15 protein-coding genes and 1 riboswitch are annotated in these 14,809 nt (G+C 59.4%); of the genes, 7 read left to right on the top strand and 8 right to left on the bottom strand.

The window, feature by feature from the left end; all coding sequences use genetic code 11:
- Nucleotides 1–17: 17 nt before the first annotated feature.
- Entirely contained in the window at nt 18–1,058 is a 1,041-nt protein-coding gene (locus KIK84_RS07325; protein ID WP_214122420.1) for a homocysteine S-methyltransferase family protein, read from the bottom strand.
- Between the two features lie 27 nt (nt 1,059–1,085).
- A riboswitch (S-adenosyl-L-homocysteine riboswitch) is annotated at nt 1,086–1,169 on the bottom strand.
- A gap of 57 nt (nt 1,170–1,226) precedes the next feature.
- On the opposite strand from KIK84_RS07325, the gene recQ reads away from it, so the two are divergent.
- Entirely contained in the window at nt 1,227–3,086 is a 1,860-nt protein-coding gene (gene recQ / locus KIK84_RS07330) for a DNA helicase RecQ (RefSeq protein WP_502757549.1), read from the top strand.
- 8 nt (nt 3,087–3,094) lie between these two features.
- Here the strand turns inward: recQ and KIK84_RS07335 are convergent, their stop codons facing one another.
- A complete protein-coding gene (locus tag KIK84_RS07335; RefSeq protein ID WP_214122421.1) occupies nt 3,095–3,421 on the bottom strand; it encodes a hypothetical protein in 327 nt (108 codons plus the stop codon).
- A gap of 67 nt (nt 3,422–3,488) precedes the next feature.
- Here KIK84_RS07335 and KIK84_RS07340 point away from each other — a divergent pair, with 67 nt between their 5' ends.
- A complete protein-coding gene (locus tag KIK84_RS07340) occupies nt 3,489–4,481 on the top strand; it encodes a LysR family transcriptional regulator (RefSeq protein ID WP_250207844.1) in 993 nt (330 codons plus the stop codon).
- On the opposite strand, the gene KIK84_RS07345 is transcribed toward KIK84_RS07340, so the two are convergent.
- The 4 genes from KIK84_RS07345 to KIK84_RS07360 all read right to left on the bottom strand — a co-directional run bounded on the left by KIK84_RS07345 (nt 4,453) and on the right by KIK84_RS07360 (nt 7,327).
- Complete coding sequence (locus tag KIK84_RS07345) at nt 4,453–5,385, bottom strand: anti-sigma factor family protein (protein WP_214122422.1); 933 nt, start codon at nt 5,383–5,385, stop codon at nt 4,453–4,455. The genes KIK84_RS07340 and KIK84_RS07345 overlap by 29 nt on opposite strands.
- Entirely contained in the window at nt 5,382–5,912 is a 531-nt protein-coding gene (locus KIK84_RS07350; protein WP_214122423.1) for an RNA polymerase sigma factor, read from the bottom strand. The genes KIK84_RS07345 and KIK84_RS07350 overlap by 4 nt, the downstream gene beginning before the upstream one ends.
- Before the next feature lie 24 nt (nt 5,913–5,936).
- Nucleotides 5,937–6,251, bottom strand: coding sequence for a COG4315 family predicted lipoprotein (locus KIK84_RS07355; RefSeq protein ID WP_502757550.1), 315 nt, complete (start codon nt 6,249–6,251; stop codon nt 5,937–5,939).
- A 134-nt stretch (nt 6,252–6,385) separates the two neighbouring features.
- On the bottom strand, nt 6,386–7,327 hold the full coding sequence (locus KIK84_RS07360; protein ID WP_214122425.1) for a LysR family transcriptional regulator ArgP: 942 nt from the start codon (nt 7,325–7,327) through the stop codon (nt 6,386–6,388).
- An 89-nt stretch (nt 7,328–7,416) separates the two neighbouring features.
- On the opposite strand from KIK84_RS07360, the gene KIK84_RS07365 reads away from it, so the two are divergent.
- Entirely contained in the window at nt 7,417–8,742 is a 1,326-nt protein-coding gene (locus KIK84_RS07365) for a D-amino acid dehydrogenase (RefSeq protein WP_214122426.1), read from the top strand.
- Between the two features lie 148 nt (nt 8,743–8,890).
- Here KIK84_RS07365 and KIK84_RS07370 read toward each other — a convergent pair whose 3' ends face one another.
- Both KIK84_RS07370 and KIK84_RS07375 read right to left on the bottom strand, forming a co-directional pair.
- The gene (locus KIK84_RS07370; protein WP_214122427.1) at nt 8,891–9,085 is read right to left on the bottom strand and encodes a hypothetical protein; all 195 of its coding nucleotides are present in this window, start codon (nt 9,083–9,085) and stop codon (nt 8,891–8,893) included.
- 122 nt (nt 9,086–9,207) lie between these two features.
- The gene (locus KIK84_RS07375) at nt 9,208–10,134 is read right to left on the bottom strand and encodes a LysR family transcriptional regulator (RefSeq protein ID WP_214122428.1); all 927 of its coding nucleotides are present in this window, start codon (nt 10,132–10,134) and stop codon (nt 9,208–9,210) included.
- Between the two features lie 91 nt (nt 10,135–10,225).
- On the opposite strand from KIK84_RS07375, the gene aptA reads away from it, so the two are divergent.
- The 4 genes from aptA (at nt 10,226) to KIK84_RS07395 (ending at nt 14,773) form a co-directional block, all read left to right on the top strand.
- A complete protein-coding gene (aptA, locus tag KIK84_RS07380; RefSeq protein ID WP_214122429.1) occupies nt 10,226–11,611 on the top strand; it encodes an omega-aminotransferase AptA in 1,386 nt (461 codons plus the stop codon).
- Nucleotides 11,612–11,704: 93 nt separating this feature from the next.
- The gene (locus KIK84_RS07385) at nt 11,705–13,207 is read left to right on the top strand and encodes a CoA-acylating methylmalonate-semialdehyde dehydrogenase (RefSeq protein ID WP_214122430.1); all 1,503 of its coding nucleotides are present in this window, start codon (nt 11,705–11,707) and stop codon (nt 13,205–13,207) included.
- A gap of 186 nt (nt 13,208–13,393) precedes the next feature.
- Nucleotides 13,394–14,086, top strand: coding sequence for a hypothetical protein (locus KIK84_RS07390; RefSeq protein WP_214122431.1), 693 nt, complete (start codon nt 13,394–13,396; stop codon nt 14,084–14,086).
- Between the two features lie 42 nt (nt 14,087–14,128).
- Entirely contained in the window at nt 14,129–14,773 is a 645-nt protein-coding gene (locus KIK84_RS07395; RefSeq protein WP_214122432.1) for a hypothetical protein, read from the top strand.
- The last annotated feature ends 36 nt before the right edge of the window (nt 14,774–14,809 follow it).

A 14,809-nucleotide genomic window follows, 5' to 3' on the forward strand; every position in this document is an offset into this window, starting at 1 on the left:
CCTTTATTGCAAGCTAGTTAATTGGCCTGTGCATACGCAGACCAGAAATTGCGCGTCTTCACCGGGGCAACCGCATTGGCAATAGCGCCGATATGGTCTGGCGTAGTGCCACAGCAGCCGCCCACGATATTGACCAGACCTTCGGCGGCAAATTCGTGCACCAAACGGCTGGTGATTTCGGGCGTTTCGTCAAAGCCGGTATCGCTCATGGGATTGGGCAGACCGGCGTTGGGGTAGCAACTGATGAAGGTATCGGTGGCCACGCGGTTGAGCTCTTGTATATAGGGGCGCATGAGTGCCGCACCCAAGGCGCAGTTCAGGCCAATCGACAGGGGGCGCGCATGGCGCACGCTGTGCCAGAAAGCTGTCACCGTCTGGCCCGACAGAATGCGCCCAGAGGCATCGGTCACCGTACCGCTGATCATGATGGGCAGGCGCTCGCCACTGGCTTCAAAGTACTCGTCGATGGCAAACAAGGCCGCTTTGGCGTTGAGCGTGTCAAAAATCGTCTCCACCAACAGCACATCGGCCCCCCCTTCGACCAATGCCTGCGTTTGGTCGTAGTAAGCAACGCGCAATTCTTCGAAAGACACATTGCGCGCGCCGGGGTCATTCACATCGGGGCTGATGCTGGCGGTTTTGGGCGTAGGGCCCAAGGCTCCGGCCACGTAGCGGGGTTTGTCGGGGGTGCTGTACTTGTCGCACGCTTGGCGCGCCAAGCGGGCGGACTCGTAGTTCATCTCACGCACCAAGTGCTCCATGCCGTAATCGGCCTGGGCCACAGTGGTGGCACCAAAGGTATTGGTTTCCACCAAGTCGGCACCAGCGGCCAAGTAACCTTCGTGGATGTCGCGGATCACATCGGGGCGTGTGAGACTGAGCAGCTCGTTGTTGCCCTTCACATCGTGCGGAAAGTCGGCAAAGCGCGCACCACGGTACTGGGCTTCGTCCAGCTTGAAGCGTTGGATCATGGTGCCCATAGCGCCATCGAGGATCACAATGCGTTGCTTCAAAATTTCGGGCAGCGCTTGCGCGCGGGTGTAAACAATCGGCTTCATCTCTCACCATTCACAATACAGGGTTGAACATGGTGAGCGCAGTTGTGGTGCCCAAGCCTGACCACAAGCCCGGCCAGTGGCCGAACTGCAGCTGCAACGCTCCTTGGGAAGCGCGAATTTTAAGCCAGTGAATTGACCAGCCTTAGCCCTTCATCCCCTTTGCCCTCTCTGAGCGACTGCCAACACATCCTGCGCAGCGTGTTTGGCTACGACCAGTTCCGTGGCGAACAAGCTGCTATCGTGGAACATGTCTGCCAAGGCGGGGATGCGCTCGTACTCATGCCCACCGGTGGCGGCAAGTCGCTGTGCTACCAGATACCGGCCATCGCCCGCGCCCAAGCAGGGCTGGGGGTGTGCTTGGTCGTATCGCCACTCATCGCCCTCATGCACGACCAGGTGGGCGCACTGCACGAAGCCGGGGTGAGCGCGGCGTTTCTCAACTCCACGCTCAGCCATGAAGAGGCGCACCAGATAGAGCAAGCCCTGCTGCGCGGTGAACTGACCTTGCTGTACGCTGCGCCAGAGCGCGTGAACAACAGCCGCTTTCTGGCGCTGCTCGATGCACTGGCGGCGCAAGGCCGCTTGGGCCTGTTCGCCATCGACGAAGCCCACTGCGTGAGCCAATGGGGGCACGACTTCAGGCCCGAGTACCGGGCGTTGACACTGCTGCACGAACGCTACCCGCAGGTGCCCCGCTTGGCGTTGACCGCTACCGCCGACGCCCTGACGCGCGAAGACATAGTGGAACGACTGCAACTGCAGGATGCGCGCCAGTTTGTCAGCAGCTTTGACCGCCCTAACATCCGCTACACCATCGTCGAAAAGCAAACGCCGCTGCAGCAACTGCTGCGCTTTGTGCGCGAGCACGAGGGGGACAGCGGCATCGTCTACTGCCAGAGTCGGCGCAAGGTGGAGTCGGTGGCCGAGGCCTTGGTAGAGGCCGGCTACGCAGCCTTGCCCTACCACGCGGGGCTCGACAGCAGCGTGCGCCAGCACCACCAAGACCGCTTTTTGCGCGAAGAAGGCCTCATCATGGTGGCCACTATCGCCTTTGGCATGGGGATAGATAAGCCCGATGTGCGCTTTGTGGCGCACTTGGACATGCCCAAAAACATCGAAGGTTATTACCAAGAAACCGGGCGTGCCGGGCGTGATGGACTGCCCGCCCAAGCCTGGATGGTCTACGGCCTAGCCGACGTAGTGCAGCAACGCCGCATGATCGACGAAAGCCCGGCCAGCGACGAATTCAAGCGTGTGCAGCGCGGCAAACTCGATGCCCTGTTGGGCTTGGCCGAGGCCAGCGACTGCCGCCGCGTGCGCTTGCTGGCCTACTTTGGCGAGGAGAGCCACGCCTGCGGTAACTGCGACAACTGCCTGCAGCCCCCTGCGACGTGGGATGCGACTGAAGCAGCGCGCATGCTGCTGTCCACCATTTACCGCATCGCCCAGCACGATGGGCGCAGCTTCGGTGCCGGGCACCTCATGGACGTGGTGCGCGGCAAAGCGAACGACAAAACCGCGTTGTACGGGCACGACCAACTCAGCACCTGGGGTGTGGGACAACAGTACAGCGAGGCACAGCTGCGCAGTGTGCTGCGCCAACTGCTGGCCATGGGGGCCGTGGCGGTACGCGGGGGGGATTTCAACACGCTGGAGCTCAACGATGCATCACGGCCCGTGCTGCGTGGCGAAGTGCCGGTACTGCTGCGCGAACCCAGCCACCCAGCAGCAGCACGCGGGCAACGCCGCCCTGCCCGTTTGGGGGCGGTGGTCAAAGCCCCCGTGGCATTGGACAGCGGTGGTTTGCTGCGCTACAGCGCGCTCAAAGCATGGCGCGCCCAAGTGGCGCGTGACCACAATTTACCGGCGTATGTGATTTTTCATGACGCCACCTTGGCCGCCATCGCCCAGCGCCAACCCCAGAGCTTGGGGGATTTGGAGGGCATTAGCGGCATGGGCAGCCAAAAGCTGCAGGCCTACGGTGAAGCTGTTCTCCACGTGCTGGAGGAGCTGGCGCAGGCCCAGTAGCGAACCACTTAGTGGGTGCTGTAAGCGCTTTCGTATTCCATGGCAGCCCCGGTGATGGTGGACTGCAAACGGCTGATAGCACGCTGGTGGCGTTGCGCTTGGGCTCCAGCAGCTTGGGCACGGTGCTTTTGGAGCAAGGTGTGCAATTTGCTGCGGCAATCGTCCAACACACCGGCGAAGTTCAAGGCGATGTAGGCCGAGTGGTTGGCATGGCTGTTGCGGAACTCGTCCAGCCAGTAATCAAACAGTTGCCACTGGTAGGTGCCTTTTTCAGGAACTTGGATGCTGTCTTTGCGCATAAATTGGTAATGCAGTAACAGAGATAGAGCTTTCACGCGCCAGCCTGTGACTTGGTTGACATGGTTTGCAAAAAAATTTGCATGGCCCCCACCACTGCCGCATATGCTTGCATCCATGCCTGAGAAAACCCTGCACCTGCGTTCGTTCGACCTCAACTTACTGAAAGTGTTCGACGCCATCATGGCCGAACGCAACATCACCCGGGCTGCAGAGCAGTTGGCTCTAACGCAGCCTGCCGTCAGCAATGCCCTGCGCCGCCTGCGCGATGCACTGGGCGACGAACTGCTGGTGCGCAACGGACGCCATTTGGAAGCCACGCCCCGTGCCGAAGGCCTGTGGCTGGCCGTGCGCGAAACCCTGCAGCAACTGGAAAACCAATTGGGGCCGGGCAACTTCACGGCGCAGGCAGCGCAAGACATCTTTACCTTGACCATGGCCGACGCCACGGCGGCTGAAATACTGCCGCGGCTGATGCAAATACTGGCGCAAGAGGCATCGGGTGTAGCCGTGCGCACCGTGCCCCTGACCACCCGAGACCCGCGCAAAGCCTTGGAAGCCGGGGAAGCCGATCTGGCGATAGGCCACTTCCCCGCCGTGGTGGCCGACTTGACCGCCCACACCCACGCTGGGAGCGCGCATGCGTTCTCGCACATGCGCTTATTCGTAGGCAACTATGTCTGCGTGATGCGCAAAGACCACCCCTTAGCTGTCGGCCCACTGGGTTTGGACGATTTTTGCAACGCTCGCCACTTGCTGGTGAGCTTTTCGGGCCGAGCGTTTGGCTTTATTGACGAAGCACTGCGCCACCACAAACGCAGCCGCCGGGTGGTGCTAACGGTGAACCAGTTTTTTACCGCAGGGCGCGTGGTCACGCAAACCGACATGCTGACCGTGCTGCCGCGCCATTTTGTCAATGTGACGGGTTTTGCGGATCAACTGGTGGTGCGCGACCTGCCTATTGAAGTGCCGCCGATCCAAATCGATGCACTGTGGCACTTGCGACTGGAGCGCTCACGACCGCACCAATGGCTGCGCGAGCAAATAGCCCGCGTGGCCACCACGGCGTTCAACGATCCTTACTGTCTGCTGCCCTAGCCTGTGTGCTGCCTGCTTCTGGCAGCAGTTGCTGGTAACTCCACTGGGCCAGCTGCAGCAGTTCGCTGCTGGGAATTTGCCCCGTCACTGCATACGCCATGCGGCCTTGTTGCCAATAGAAAGTCTGTCCTTGCGCCCCCGCCATGCTGGGCAAAGGACTTTCCTGGAGGGAGAATGCTGCACCACCTGAGTCGGGTGAGGTGGATGCGCTGCTTGCCGCCGGCGTGGCTGGCAAAACGCTCACATACAAGGTGACACGCTGACCATTGGGATGCTGGTACATGAACATGGCGCGCGTCAGTGTCGTGCTGGTAGTCCCTGCCCCGCTTTGCCCTGCAGGCAACAGCCGCCCACCGACCAAGCTGTAGCCTGCGCCAGTCCATTGCGGCACCTGCAGCGGCTGACCCAGCCGCTTGCTCAACCACTGCACCAAATGGGCTTGCTGCTCTGCACTCACCTCGACCGGATGGCGCACTTCTGGCTGGTAGACCACATGGGCTATTTGCGCATCACGCACAAAGCCGGCCGCAAAGCCTGCCCCTGTGGGGTGCAACCACCAACTAACACCCCCACCGACTGCTGCCCCCAATATGAGCCAGCAGCAAGCCACCCATGCGGGCTGTCGCCATGCCGCACGCAGAGCCAACAACGGCCAAGATAGTGGACGCTGCTGTTGTTGCTGGTGCAGGCGTTGCAGCATGCTGGGCGGTATCCCCTGCTGCAAATAGTCTGTATGCAAAGCACGCAGCCCTGTACTGTGGGCTTTGCACTGCGCAACCCAAGCGGCTTGCTCTGGTTGCGCTGCCAAACGCTGCGCTACTTCTGTGGCTTCTGCGGCACCCAGTTGCCCATCCACAAAGGCATGCAGCGTGATGGGGTCGAGTGGCTCGTACTCGGTACTCATGGCACTGCCCTCAAACCTTGGGGTTTGCTACCCCCTGCTTCCATGGCCTGATGCAGCCGCTGCCGCGCCCGCGACAAGCGCGACATGACTGTGCCCACAGGCACTTGCAGCACTTGGGCCGCTTGTTCATACGACATTTCTTCCACACACACCAGTAACAGCACCTCACGCCCTGCGGCTGGCATGCTAGCCAGCGCACGCTCCAAATCCATGCGCCCTTCCAGTTCTCGGTGCGGTTGGTAGCTGGGCTCCCAAGCGCCTAGTTCTTCCATATCCAAGTGTGGCTGCTGGCTGCGCAACTGGTTCAGGTAGAGGTTGTGCATCATTTGCAGCAACCAAGACTTGAGCGCTTGGACTTCATCCCCCTGCTCGGGGGCACGCCATAGATGCTGCTTGCGCAGTGCCCGCTCCAATGTGTCTTGCACCAAGTCGTCCGCACTGCTGGCCTGGCCAGTGAGCAGACGGGCATAGCGGCGTAGCCGAGGGATGAGCCCCAAAGCCAAGCCCACTATGTCAACGTCTGCCATGGTTTGTTAGGCCTCAAACGGTATTCAAGGGGTTGCCAGATGCCAGACTTTGTTCACACCATCGCCGGTTTTGTCACCGGGTTTCTGGTCTTTGACCCAGTAATACAGAGGCATCCCCTTGTACGCCCACTGGCGGCTACCGTCGTCACGGGTCACCACGGTCCAGCTCCCTTGTGCTGTGGCAGTGGCACTTGCCACCAGCGGTGGCCAATTGGCAGCACAAGGGCCATTGCATACACTTTTGCCACTACCTGCGGTGTCTTTGTCAAAGGTGTAAAGCGTCATTTGAGTAGGGCCAACCAGTACCCCGTTGTTGCTTGTCGCCGGTGCGCTGGCCATGCTCGCGCAGGCACTCAAACCCACAATAGCCACGCCTAGCAGAACACCTAAGACGGTGTGCTGATGTGTTTGCTTCAACATGTCTTGCTCCTTAAAAAATGCATGACATGGCTTAAACACGGTTCAGTCGGGCTTTATTCCGTGTTGTGGCTATTTTTTTCCTGCATGTCTTGCGCCAAAGCGGTTTGCGCCCCCTGTGTTAGCGCCCGTGTGAGGCGGTCTATCACGTCCGAATTGAGGTTCCAGCAGTGCCAGTAGAGCTGCACAGCTAGGGTGAAACCGGGGAGCAACTCCACCATATCGCCACTGTCCAACCAAGGCTGCACCAACTGACGGGGCAGCACACTGGCCCCCCAACCGCTGCGCACGGCGTGCATTTGTCCATGCCCACTGGGCACAAAGCGCTGGCGCAACGACACCCGGCGCAATTTGAGCGCGCGCGCCACAAACTCCGTCTGCAAGTCGTCTTTGCGGTTGAAAGCGATGAACGGAATGCTGCGGAAGTTTTGTGGACTCAAACCCTGTGGGCAATGCGCTTGCGCGTACTGAGGGCTGGCTACGGCTACATAGTGCATGCTGCCCAGCGGTGCCACTTTGCAACCGCGCAGTGCCCGGTCGTTGGTGGTAACGCAGCCCAGCACCTGGCCTTCACGCAGCCAGTCGTGGGTGAAATCTTGGTCATCGGTGATGATTTCCAGCGGTAAGCCGTCCTGCAGCAGGCCATCGAGTGCGCCCAGCGCCCAGGTGGCGATGCTGTCGGCGTTGATCGCAATCGATACACGCTCTTCTTCGCGTGGCGCGGTGCTTTGCAGCGCCAATTCTTGCAAGTCAAAATCCAAATCCGCCCGCAGCAAACGCATTTGCATGGCATGTTTGAGCAGCAAACGCCCCGCTGCTGTGGGCTTGACCGGACGGCTGCGCACCAGCAACACGGTACCGATTTGGGCTTCTAGCGAGCGCAAGCGCTGCGATACCGCCGACTGGGTGATGGACAAACGCACCGCAGCGCGCTCAAACCCGCCTTCTTCCACGATGGCGGCCAAGCATTCCAGAGCGTCGGGTTCAAAACTTCGCATGGGTGCCATTGTATTAACGCAGCTTATGTTTTCGCAATCTGTTTAATTGCTCTTTTAATTGACTGGGCCTTGCTTCACACTCATGTGCCATGAAAATCATCGTCCTTGGCGCCGGAACCATCGGCATTAGCACCGCCTGGCATTTGCTGCAGCGCGGCCATGACGTCACCGTGATTGACCGCCAGCCCAACGCGGCGCTGGAAACCAGCTTCGCCAATGGAGCACAAATCTCGGTCAGCTACTGCGAGCCTTGGGCCAACCGCGACGCGCCTTTGAAGGCACTCAAGTGGATGCTGAGCAAAGAGGCCCCGCTCTTATTCCGTCCCCAAAACCCCTTTGGCGAGGGCTTTCGCCAGTATTTGTGGGGCCTGCAGTTCTTGGCCAACTGCAATGACCGGGCATTTGAACGCAACGTGCAGCAACTGGTGGCTTTGGGCTCTTACAGCCATGCCGCACTCAAAGACATCGTGGCCGAGACCGGTATGGAATACAACCGACTGGAACGCGGCATCGCCCACTTTTACAGCGACCAAAAGTCCTTTGACACCGCTGGTGAAGCGGCCGAGCTGATGCGCAAATACGGCGTAGATCGCCGCGTGGTGAGCAAACAAGAATTCTTGGACATCGAGCCCGCCTACCGCGCCTATGCCGACAGCATTGTGGGCGGCACCTTCACACCGGGCGACGAATCAGGCGACTGCTTGGTATTTACCCAAAAACTGGCCGAACTGTGCAAAGCCAAGGGCGCGGAACTACTCTACGGCTACAGCGTGACCGCCCTTAAACCCAGTAGTGGCGCCCGCGGTGCTATGCATTCTGTAGCAATCCAAGCTGTTTCCACGAGCTCTACAGCCCCATCGCACATGGAAATCCACAAGGCAGACCACATCGTGGTGGCCTGCGGTTCCTACACCGCGCCGTTGCTGCGCACCGTGGGCGTGAGCCTGCCCATATACCCCGGTAAGGGCTACAGCGCCACGTTCCAAATCCTCAAGCCCGAGCAAGCTCCATGGGTATCTACCATTGATGACTCGAAGAAAGTGGCCATCAGCCGCTTAGGCGACCAGCTGCGTGTGGCGGGCACCATCGAGGTGGGCAACTACGACCTGACGCTCGAGAGCGATGTGGCCCGCGCCCGCTGCCACATGCTGTCGCGCCGCATCGAAGAAGTGCTGCCCGGCGTGTGCGACACCCGCACCGCAGAGCAAGGCGGCCAGCCCAACTACTGGACTGGCCTGCGCCCCGCCACCCCCACCAATATTCCCTACATCGGCCAAACCCCCGTGCGCGGCATCTGGGTCAACGCTGGCCACGGCACGCTGGGTTGGACGCATGGCGCAGGTTCGGGCAAAGCACTGGCTGAGTTGATGAGTGGGCACACGCCAGAACTGGCGTTCCAGTTTTATGGAACATAGGTGCCATGTCCCTCTGCCTGCCACATCTCTTCCATCATTTTCGCCATAGCAAGGCTCACCGAGCCCGATCCAGCGCGGACAGTGAACGGATACGCAGAGACTCTTGTTGCGATACCTACTTGCGAGGAATGACAAACGGACGCATGCATCAATGCCGCTTGCGCGCAGCCGCTGGCAGGGCGCGCAAGTCGTTGTACTCGGGGTACACCGCCACGAATTCGGCTTTGCCTGTGGCGTTGAATTGGGTGCCAAACTGCCGTTCGGCATTGCGCTGGGCTTCGTTGAAAGAATTGGCACGGGTTAAGCCAATTTTTTTGCCGTGTGAGTAGATAGAAAAGTTCATTTCAGCAACTCCTTGCCTAAGCAAATAACGAGGTGCTCAGAGTACTCCTCCGCACAAAACCCCAGTGCTGACAGGGATGCGCAATTTGTGAACAAAGTCGGCGCCCGCTGCGGTGAACACCTCTACGCCGTGTCCCCCAAACACTCCACAAGCAATCTGGCCGCCCGGCTGGGTTGGGGGCTGCGGCGGGTGATGGCAAAGAAGTCGCAGCGGTAGTGCAGTACAGCGGGGTTGAGGGCGCGCATCCAGCCGCGCTGCACAAACTGCTCGGCGTAGTGGTCGGGTAAAAAACCCACAAAGCTGCCACTCAGTATCAGCGTGGCAATGGCCTCTTGGTCAAAGCCCGTGGCGCGGCGGGGCAAGCGGCGGGTTTGGCTCAGTTCCATATTGGGCGAGTGGTAGCCCAAGCCCGCGATACCCATGTCGGCCAATGCATCCCAGTCCATATCCATGTCTGTTTCTGCATGCTCCCATAGTGGGTGTGCCTTGCTGCAGTACAAATACATGCTCTCGTCAAATAGCTGCAGGTAGTCGAGCATGTCCGAATTGCGATGCCCGGGAATGATGCCGACGTCAAACTGCCCATCGAGCACACCGCGCTCGATGGCGTTGAGCGTGGCCACATGCAGGTTGAGCTGCACGTCTGGCGCTGCAGCATGGAATGCGGCTATGGCCTCGTGGATGTGCGAGGCCGGGTTGCTGGCCGTTTTGTCAAAAATGGCCAACTGCAGCGTACCGCCCATGCGCTGGTGAATCGCATCCAAACCACTGCGAAACGCCTCGGCTGCTGCCAGCAGTTGTCGCGTTTGGGCGTATATCTGCTCGCCTTCTGCTGTGAGGGCAAAGCCCGCCCGCCCGCGGCGGCACAGCGTCAAGCCCAACCGGGTTTCCAGGTCTTTGATGTGGCGGCTCACGGTGGATATGCCAATGTTGAGCTCCAGCTCTGCCGCAGCCATGCCACCGCAATCCACCACGGTTTGGAACACGCGCAGCAGGCGTAAATCCATGTCGCTGATCGGCCCCAGCAGGGCTTTGCTTTTTACTTTCATGAAATAGCAAGTAAACCTTGATATTTGCCACTTTATACGAGTAAAGGCTTTTTCCACAATGGCAGGCATCTGTAGACAGAAGGGCTTTGCCATGAACCTCAACGACCAACCCCAACCGATCACCAGCGCCACACCGTTTGCCGCCACGCCCGACAAACTGGAAGCGCACTGGATGCCCTTTACCGGCAACCGCAACTTCAAAGCCAAGCCGCGCATGTTTGTGCGCGCCGAGGGTTGTTATTTGTACGACGACCACGGCAAGGCGTACTTTGACGGCCTCTCCGGCCTGTGGACATGTGGACTGGGCCATGGCCGCGCCGAAATCACCCAAGCGGTGGCAGCGCAAATTGGCACGCTCGATTACGCGCCCGCCTTCCAGTTTGGCCACCCCTTGTCTTTTGAGTTGGCCAACCGCATCGTCGAGCGCATGCCCAAGGGCTTGGACCATGTGTTCTTCACCGGTTCTGGCTCGGAGTCGGCTGATACCTCGCTCAAAATGGCCCGCGCCTACTGGCGCGCTAAAGGCCAAGCCAGCAAAACCCGCCTGATTGGCCGCCTCAAGGGCTACCACGGCGTGAACTACGGCGGCATTTCGGTCGGCGGCATCGTGGGCAACCGCAAGATGTACGGCCAAGGCATTGAGGCCGACCACCTGCCCCACACCCAGCCGCCTGCTGGCTCCTTCTTCCAAGGCATGCCACCCGCGCAAGCCCAAGCCAGCGGCTACCGCGGCGCAGGCCTGGCCGAAGACCTGCTGGACCTGATCGCCCTGCACGATGCCAGCAACATCGCCGCCGTCATCGTCGAGCCCATGGCGGGTTCGGCTGGCGTGGTCATTCCGCCCGTGGGCTACTTGCAGCGCCTACGCGAGCTTTGCACGCAGAACAATATCTTGCTCATCTTTGACGAGGTGATTACTGGCTTTGGCCGCATGGGCGCATGGACAGGGGCTGAAGCCTTTGGCGTGACGCCCGACATCCTGAACTTTGCCAAGCAAGTGACCAACGGTGCCCAGCCACTGGGCGGCGTGGTGGCGACCAAGGAGATTTACGACACCTTCATGGCACAGGGTGGCCCGGACTACATGCTGGAGTTTGCCCACGGCTACACCTACAGCGCCCACCCCGTAGCCTGCGCCGCTGGCGTGGCTGCCATGGATGCACTGGCGCGCGAAAACGCCCCCCAGCGCGTGGCCGAACTGGCCCCGCACTTCGAGCAAGCGGTGCACAGCCTGCGCGGTGCCAAGCACGTGCTGGACATCCGCAACTACGGGTTGGCTGCGGGCTTCACCATCGCCCCCGTGCCCGGCGAACCCGCCAAGCGCCCCTTTGAGATTGCCATGGCCATGCTGGACAAAGGCTTTTACGTGCGCTACGGCGGCGACACCATCCAGCTGGCACCGCCCTTTATCAGCACGCCCGCCCAAATCACCAGCTTGGTCAGTGCGCTGGGCGACACCTTGCAAGCGGCCGCCTAACAACGCACTGCACCACACCACATTGCTATCGTTTTAATAGCTGCAACAGCCCTATCCACGGGCTTTGCAGCCAATTTTGCTAGGAGACTTGTTTTGAGCACTACAACCATTGGCCATTTGATTGGCGGCCACATCGTCACCCCCGCCGGGCGTAGCCAACCTGTATACAACCCCGCCACCGGCCAAGCCGACAAGCAAGTGCTGCTGGCCGAAGTTGCCACGGTGGAGGAAGCCATTGCCAATGCGCAAGCCGCCTACCCCGCGTGGCGCAATACGCCACCGCTCAAGCGCGCCCGTGTCATGAGCAAGCTCAAGGAGCTGCTGGAGCAGCACGCCGATGAACTCTGCGCCCTCATCACCGCCGAACACGGCAAAGTGCTGGGTGACGCGTTGGGCGAATTGCAGCGCGGCATCGAAAACGTGGAATACGCCAGCTACGCCCCCGAGCTGCTCAAGGGCGAGCACAGCAAAAACGTCGGCCCCAGCATCGACAGCTGGAGCGAGTTCCAAGCCCTGGGCGTGTGCGCAGGCATTTCGCCCTTCAACTTTCCCGTCATGGTGCCGCTGTGGATGTGGCCCATGGCCGTGGCCTGCGGCAACACTTTTGTGCTCAAACCGTCTGAGCGCGATCCCAGCTCCACCCTGCGCGTGGCCCAACTGGCGCTGCAGGCAGGCTTGCCACCGGGCGTGCTCAACGTCGTCAACGGCGACAAAACTGCCGTGGACACCCTCTTGCACGACCCGCGCGTCAAGGCCGTGAGCTTTGTCGGCTCCACCCCCATTGCCGAGTACATCTACAGCGAAGGCTGCAAGCACGGCAAGCGCGTGCAGGCATTGGGCGGTGCCAAAAACCACGCTGTCGTGATGCCCGATGCGGACATTGCCAACGCCGTCAACGCCCTGATGGGCGCTGCCTACGGCTCCTGCGGCGAGCGCTGCATGGCCATCCCGCTGGTGGTGGCCGTGGGTGACGCCACAGGCGACGCTGTGGTGGCGGGTCTGAAGGCCGAGATCGCCAAGATGAAGGTTGGCCCCGGCACCGACAGCAGCTGTGACATGGGCCCACTGGTGACCAAGCCACACTTTGACAAAGTGAAGGGCTACGTAGACCAAGGCGTTGCCGAGGGAGCCACGCTGGTGGTCGATGGCCGCAGCCTGAAGGTGCCCGGCCACGAAGACGGTTACTTCTTGGGTGCGTGCTTGTTTGACCATGTGAAACCCGGCATGCGCATTTACCAAGAGGAAATCTTCGGCCCTGTGCTGGGCGTGGTGCGCGTGAAAACACTGCAAGAGGCCATGGACCTGATCGACGCGCACGAGTACGGCAACGGCACCTGCATCTTCACCCGCGACGGCGAGGCGGCACGCTACTTCACCGACCACATCCAAGTGGGCATGGTGGGGGTGAACGTGCCCTTGCCCGTGCCCGTGGCCTACCACTCGTTTGGCGGCTGGAAGCGCAGCCTGTTTGGCGACCTGCACGCCTACGGACCTGACGCCGTGCGCTTTTACACCAAGCGCAAAACCATCACCCAACGTTGGCCCAGCGCTGGCGTGCGAGAGGGAACAATCTTTAGCTTTCCCAGCAGCCGCTAAAGCAGCCTAACGCCCCACGCAGGGGCAAGAAAGCACCATTTCTTTACAAAGCACCCCAAAAGGGTGCTTTTTTTATGCCCAATGCATATGCATATGAGGGAAAACGACATAGAAATTTCACAAAACGCCTATAAGATTGCATTTCAGTAAAGTTGTTTAAACAAATAGCATGGCTTGGCATGAGATGTGCATACCAACTTTACCTACTTTGTTTTATGGAGTGAATTTATGCGTATATCTTGGAAAAATTGGGCCCTTGGCCTTGCCACAGCCGCCACATTGATCAATGGTGCTTTGGCTGCAGAAACGAAATGTTTTTTTGACTCGCAAACCGGCGGTGCTTTCATGATGGGTTCTGGCGACAAGTCCAGAGCCATTAACCCACAGCCCGCTGCAAACGATTGGTATGACGTCATTTACCGTGGTGATCTTTTCTATTGCCCAGGCGGGTCAGGTACCATTGACTGTTCCCACTCATGGGGTAAAACCCAATCCACCACCTACTCATGGTCATGGGGCCTGTCAACCGACTTGGGTGGTATCAAAACCATCGGGAAAGCACTGGGCTTGGTCAGCCTCAGTGCTGAGTACGGTGTAGCCAAAACTTACACCACTGCGTTCACCGAAACGATTCGGATCAAACCTGGTTATTACGCACGCCCCATCCAAGTGGTTGCACGCCGCTGGACACAAGGCAAGTACCAAGGCGTATGGTTCCGCACAGATAGCACTGGCGTGGAGTACTACATTAGTGCGTGGAAAAAATGCCAGTGGTACTGGTGGAACGATGGCTACAACTGGGGCAAATGGACATCGAACCTTGAGAAGTATCGCTACGATACCTACGATGTGAAACCTTCTGTCTCCAAGTTGATATAACCACTCACTGCCTCCCTTGGGAGGCAGTTTTTCTCTAAAGCTATGAAAGCACTGATTCTTTGCATCGCCTGCACCGGGGCCTTATCGCTGGCAGGTTGTGGCGGCAACTTGGATAGCGCAAGCGATCCGAGCTCATCCAGCAACAACGAAAAAGCCAGCAATTCAGCCAACTCTGAATTCATGTCGTATGACCACAGCAAACTGAGCCTGAGCCCATCGACATGGCGCATCACGGCAGGCACAGGAAACGGCTTCATGGCCAAAGCCATTGCCGCATCGGATGCAGTCAAAGGAGTGACCACTGACGATGGCCAAGGCGGCGTACTGGTCGATGCCGAAAACCTCACGCCACAAAGCATCAATGCAGCCAAAGATGCTCTGGATCAATTTAGAGTTATTGCTATTGACTCAACTGCAAGCACTGGAAGTCATGACCAAGCGGTCAAGGCACTGGAAGCCATTACGGGGGCCTCTGGCAACTTTTTGGTAAACGGTGGACAAGAGCCCGTTGGTTTTGTGGTGGTTAAGTACCAAGATGGTGGTTACAACATAACCCCTCTGATACCTGACACAGCCATCTTGCAACCCAACGGGGGAGACAACAGGGTATCGACCATCTTGCAGCTCAAGGCCATGACTACGGCCTCCGATGACGGTAAGTCAGTATTCGCACCCAAAGCAAACTGATACTTCAAAAATTGGCCTGTTAGGATTGCTCGGTCT

The sequence above is a fragment of the Curvibacter sp. CHRR-16 genome (assembly GCF_018474005.1).
GTDB lineage: Bacteria > Pseudomonadota > Gammaproteobacteria > Burkholderiales > Burkholderiaceae_C > Allorhodoferax.

What these genes read in the sequence shown, in the direction of transcription:
- KIK84_RS07325 (WP_214122420.1), bottom strand. Translation starts at nt 1,058, where the DNA reads ATGAAGCCGATTGTTTACACCCGCGCGCAAGCGCTGCCCGAAATTTTG.
- KIK84_RS07340 (WP_250207844.1), top strand. Translation starts at nt 3,489, where the DNA reads ATGCTTGCATCCATGCCTGAGAAAACCCTGCACCTGCGTTCGTTCGAC.
- KIK84_RS07345 (WP_214122422.1), bottom strand. Translation starts at nt 5,385, where the DNA reads ATGAGTACCGAGTACGAGCCACTCGACCCCATCACGCTGCATGCCTTT.
- KIK84_RS07350 (WP_214122423.1), bottom strand. Translation starts at nt 5,912, where the DNA reads ATGGCAGACGTTGACATAGTGGGCTTGGCTTTGGGGCTCATCCCTCGG.
- KIK84_RS07355 (WP_502757550.1), bottom strand. Translation starts at nt 6,251, where the DNA reads ATGGCCAGCGCACCGGCGACAAGCAACAACGGGGTACTGGTTGGCCCT.
- KIK84_RS07360 (WP_214122425.1), bottom strand. Translation starts at nt 7,327, where the DNA reads ATGCGAAGTTTTGAACCCGACGCTCTGGAATGCTTGGCCGCCATCGTG.
- KIK84_RS07365 (WP_214122426.1), top strand. Translation starts at nt 7,417, where the DNA reads ATGAAAATCATCGTCCTTGGCGCCGGAACCATCGGCATTAGCACCGCC.
- KIK84_RS07370 (WP_214122427.1), bottom strand. Translation starts at nt 9,085, where the DNA reads ATGAACTTTTCTATCTACTCACACGGCAAAAAAATTGGCTTAACCCGT.
- KIK84_RS07375 (WP_214122428.1), bottom strand. Translation starts at nt 10,134, where the DNA reads ATGAAAGTAAAAAGCAAAGCCCTGCTGGGGCCGATCAGCGACATGGAT.
- aptA (WP_214122429.1), top strand. Translation starts at nt 10,226, where the DNA reads ATGAACCTCAACGACCAACCCCAACCGATCACCAGCGCCACACCGTTT.
- KIK84_RS07395 (WP_214122432.1), top strand. Translation starts at nt 14,129, where the DNA reads ATGAAAGCACTGATTCTTTGCATCGCCTGCACCGGGGCCTTATCGCTG.